General features: G+C 69.1%; 4 protein-coding genes and 1 pseudogene. 3 read left to right on the top strand and 2 right to left on the bottom strand.

The features are described from left to right. Positions 1-426, top strand: a 426-nt coding sequence (locus tag D180_RS12170) for a PadR family transcriptional regulator (RefSeq protein WP_017913010.1), incomplete at its 5' end; no start/stop codon positions are given. A gap of 85 nt (positions 427-511) precedes the next feature. Next, positions 512-1,306 carry a siderophore-interacting protein gene (locus D180_RS12165; protein WP_017913009.1) on the top strand — a complete coding sequence of 265 codons (795 nt, stop codon included), beginning with the start codon at positions 512-514 and terminating at the stop codon, positions 1,304-1,306. A gap of 329 nt (positions 1,307-1,635) precedes the next feature. On the opposite strand, the gene D180_RS12160 is transcribed toward D180_RS12165, so the two are convergent. After that, on the bottom strand, positions 1,636-2,274 hold the full coding sequence (locus D180_RS12160) for a YceI family protein (RefSeq protein WP_017913008.1): 639 nt from the start codon (positions 2,272-2,274) through the stop codon (positions 1,636-1,638). 83 nt (positions 2,275-2,357) lie between these two features. Then, complete coding sequence (locus D180_RS12155; RefSeq protein ID WP_017913007.1) at positions 2,358-2,948, bottom strand: malonic semialdehyde reductase; 591 nt, start codon at positions 2,946-2,948, stop codon at positions 2,358-2,360. A gap of 126 nt (positions 2,949-3,074) precedes the next feature. Here D180_RS12155 and D180_RS12150 point away from each other — a divergent pair. After that, positions 3,075-3,293, top strand: a pseudogene (locus D180_RS12150) (ELM1/GtrOC1 family putative glycosyltransferase); the annotation flags it as partial.

The following is a 3,293-nucleotide window of genomic DNA, read 5'->3' as shown; positions in this document are numbered from 1 at the left end:
TTGCTGCTGGCGATGATCGAGACCCAGCCGCGCCACGGTTACGAGTTGATCCGCGCGGTCGCCGAGCTGTTCCATGGCCTGTACACGCCCAGCGCCGGCACGGTCTACCCGACCCTGGCGCAACTGGAAGCGCAGGGCCTGGTGCAGGCGGATGCCGACGCCACGCGCAAACGCTATGCCATCACCGAAGCCGGCCAGGCCTTCGTGCGCACCGAGCGCGCGCAGGTGGACGCGGCGCTGCAGCGCACCCAGCACAGCGCGCGCGCCCTGGTGCGCGCCAACGTGCCGGCGCCGGTGCGCGAGGCGATGCGCCGCATCAAGCACGGCCTGCTGGCGCGGCACGGGCGCTGGGACCCGGACGAGATCGAGCGCGTCGCCGCGCTGTTGCATGCCGCCGCCGACGGCATGGATGGCAACGCACCCTGATTCCCCTTCCAGCCAGCACGCGGACATTAGCGTTTTCGGCGTCCGCGTCGCCCGCCAACCCTCTCCCCCACTTCCGAGGATTCCCATGGCGACACACGAACACCGCCTGCTGCGCCACCCGCTGCGCCTGCGCCATCTGCAGGTGCTGCGCACGCAACCGCTGACCCCGCACATGCGCCGCATCGTCGTCGGCGGCCCCGAACTGGACGGCTTCGTCAGCGCCGGGCCGGACGACCACGTCAAGCTGTTCTTCCCCAATCCCGAAGGCGCGTTCGTGCTGCCGACGATGACCGAGCATGGCCCGGTGTATCCGGCCGACGCGCTGCCCTCGCCCGCCCGCGACTACACCCCACGCCACTACGATGCCGACGCGCAAGAACTGACCCTGGACTTCGTGCTGCACGGCGACGGCCCGGCCTGCCGCTGGGCGGCAAAAGCCGACCCGGGCGATGCGCTGGTGGTCGGCGGGCCGCGCGGCTCGTTCGTCGCCGCCGACGATTTCGATGCCTATGTGCTGATCGGCGACGAGACCGCGCTGCCGGCGATCGGCCGCTGGCTGGAAACCCTGCCGGCCAACGCGGAAGTCGACGCGCTGATCGAGATTCCCGGTTACGCCGACCGCCAAGCGCTGGAGTGCGACGCCGAGCTGCGCATCACCTGGCTGGAGCGCAACGGCGTGGACGCACGCAGCAGCCAGCTGCTGGAAGGCGCGCTGCGCGACTTCGACCCGCCCGAGGGCGACGCGTTCTACTGGATCGCCTGCGAATCGGCCCGCGCGCGGATGATGCGCAAGTTCGTCGAAGGCCACCTGGGCGTGCCCAAGGAGTGGATCCGCGCGACGGGGTATTGGAAGGCCGGCGGGGACGCGGCCGAAGACTAAAAGCCGCGTCGAAAAAAGCAAAAAGCACGCGCAATATGGCCGGCACGGAATACACGGCAATCCGTCGCAACAGCCTCTCTCCCACCGGGAGAGGGGTTGGGGTGAGGGTAAGGGTGCGCTTGGCGCTTCGGGCGCATGTAGCTTCGCCCAGGGCATCGCGGTAAGGCCATCGCGGCTGAAGCCGCCCCTACGGTGCGTCTTTCGCGCGCAGTTTCATTGCACTGCACACAGCGAGATCCCGAAAATACAAACGCCCGCCGGAATGGCGGGCGTTTGCGTTACGGCAGGCGGCAGCGCGCGAAGCGCCGCCGCCGCGACCGCAGGCGGCCTTACTTGGCCGCTGCCTGCAGCGCTTCGGTGGTGATGCGGATCTTCACTTCGTCGCTGACGTTCGGCACGTAGGCGCCCAGGCCGAAGTCGCTGCGCTTGACCGTGGTGGTGGCGTCGAAGCCCAGCGCCGGCACCTTCTTCATCGGGTGCGGACCGGCACCGTTGAGGGTCACCGCCAGCACCACCGGCTTGGTCGTGCCCTTGATGGTCAGGTCGCCGGCGACGGTCAGCTTGTTGCCGCCGGCCGAGGTCACCTTGGTGCTCTTGAAGGTGGCGGTGGGAAACTTGGCGGCGTCGAAGAAGTCGGCGCTCTTCAGGTGCTCGTCGAACTTGTCGGTGAAGCTGTTGAGGCCGGACAGCGGCAGGGTCACGTTGACGCTGGACTTGCTCACGTCCTGGGCGTTGTAGACCAGGGTGCCGTCGACGTCGCCGAAGTGCGCGGACGGGTTGGAGAAGCCGAAGTGGCTCCACTGCACCAGCACGTCGGTGTGGGCCGGGTCGAGCGTGTAGGTGCCGGAGACGCCCTTGGCGGCGGCAGCGGCGGCGGCCGGCGCGGCGAAGGCGCTGGTGGCTGGCTGGGCGACGACGACGGCCAGGGCCATGGCGAGCGGGAGCAGCAGTTTGCGGGTCTTGGTCATGGTGGAACTCCTTGGAGGGGTGATGGGACGAAACTGCGGCAGGCGCGGGCCTGCGGTGGGACACGAAAGCGGAACGCGCGCGCTCACTCGATGCGCGCGGCCTCGTCGAAACTCAGCCGCGGCAGGCGCGGGAACAGGCCGCTGGGGTCGCCGTAGCCGAGGTTGACCAGGAAGTTGGATTTGATCGCAGTGCCCGCGAAGAACGCGGCATCGACCTTGGCGTTATCGAAGCCGGACATGGGACCGGCATCCAGGCCCAGCGCACGCGCGGCCAGGATCAAGTAGGCGCCCTGCAGCGAGCCGTTGCGGAGCGCGCCTTCGCTGCGGCCTTCGCGCGGGCCGTCGAACCAGCTCTTGGCATCGGTGTGCGGGAACAGGTACGGCAGCTTCTCGTGGAAGTCCTCGTCGTGGGCCACGATCACCGTGACCGGCGCGGCCAGGGTCTTGGCCAGGTTGCCCTCGGACAGCGCCGGCTTGAGCTTTTCCTTGGCCTGCGGCGAGGTGACGAAGACGAAGCGTGCCGGGCTGCCGTTGGCCGCGGTCGGGCCCCACTTCACCAGGTCGTACAGGGCGCGCAGGGTGTCTTCGGCGACCGGCTTGTCCAGGAACGCGTTCTGGGTGCGTGCGGTGCGGAACAACTGGTCGAGGGCGGCGTCGTGCAAGGCGTCGGACATGGAGGAAGTTCCTTGATCGAGGGAAGCGCCAGGAGGCCGGTGGGGCCGTCCCGATGCGAGGGGGCCAGTGTAGAGTGGCACGATTGTCGCAACACCCGGCCGCGATGCAACGGATTACTACCAAACGTGAAACGATCGGACGCGACCTGGGCGATTAGCGATGGCCGCGCCGGCAACGCCCGCCAGGCCGAGGCACTGGCCGCCGCGTTGGCGCTTCCGGCCGCGGCACCGATCCAGGCGCAGGTGTTGCAGCCGCACATGCCGTGGCGCTGGTTGGCGCCACGCTGGCTGCCCGGCGCGCAGCATGCCTACGGCGCGACGTTCGCCGCGGCGCTGAAGCAGCCA

This window comes from Xanthomonas sp. SHU 166 (genome assembly GCF_000364685.1).
GTDB classification, from domain to species: Bacteria; Pseudomonadota; Gammaproteobacteria; order Xanthomonadales; family Xanthomonadaceae; genus Xanthomonas_A; species Xanthomonas_A sontii.
This window is presented reverse-complemented; position numbering and strand designations above follow the sequence as displayed.

What these genes read in the sequence shown, in the direction of transcription:
- D180_RS12165 (WP_017913009.1), top strand. Translation starts at nt 512, where the DNA reads ATGGCGACACACGAACACCGCCTGCTGCGCCACCCGCTGCGCCTGCGC.
- D180_RS12160 (WP_017913008.1), bottom strand. Translation starts at nt 2,274, where the DNA reads ATGACCAAGACCCGCAAACTGCTGCTCCCGCTCGCCATGGCCCTGGCC.
- D180_RS12155 (WP_017913007.1), bottom strand. Translation starts at nt 2,948, where the DNA reads ATGTCCGACGCCTTGCACGACGCCGCCCTCGACCAGTTGTTCCGCACC.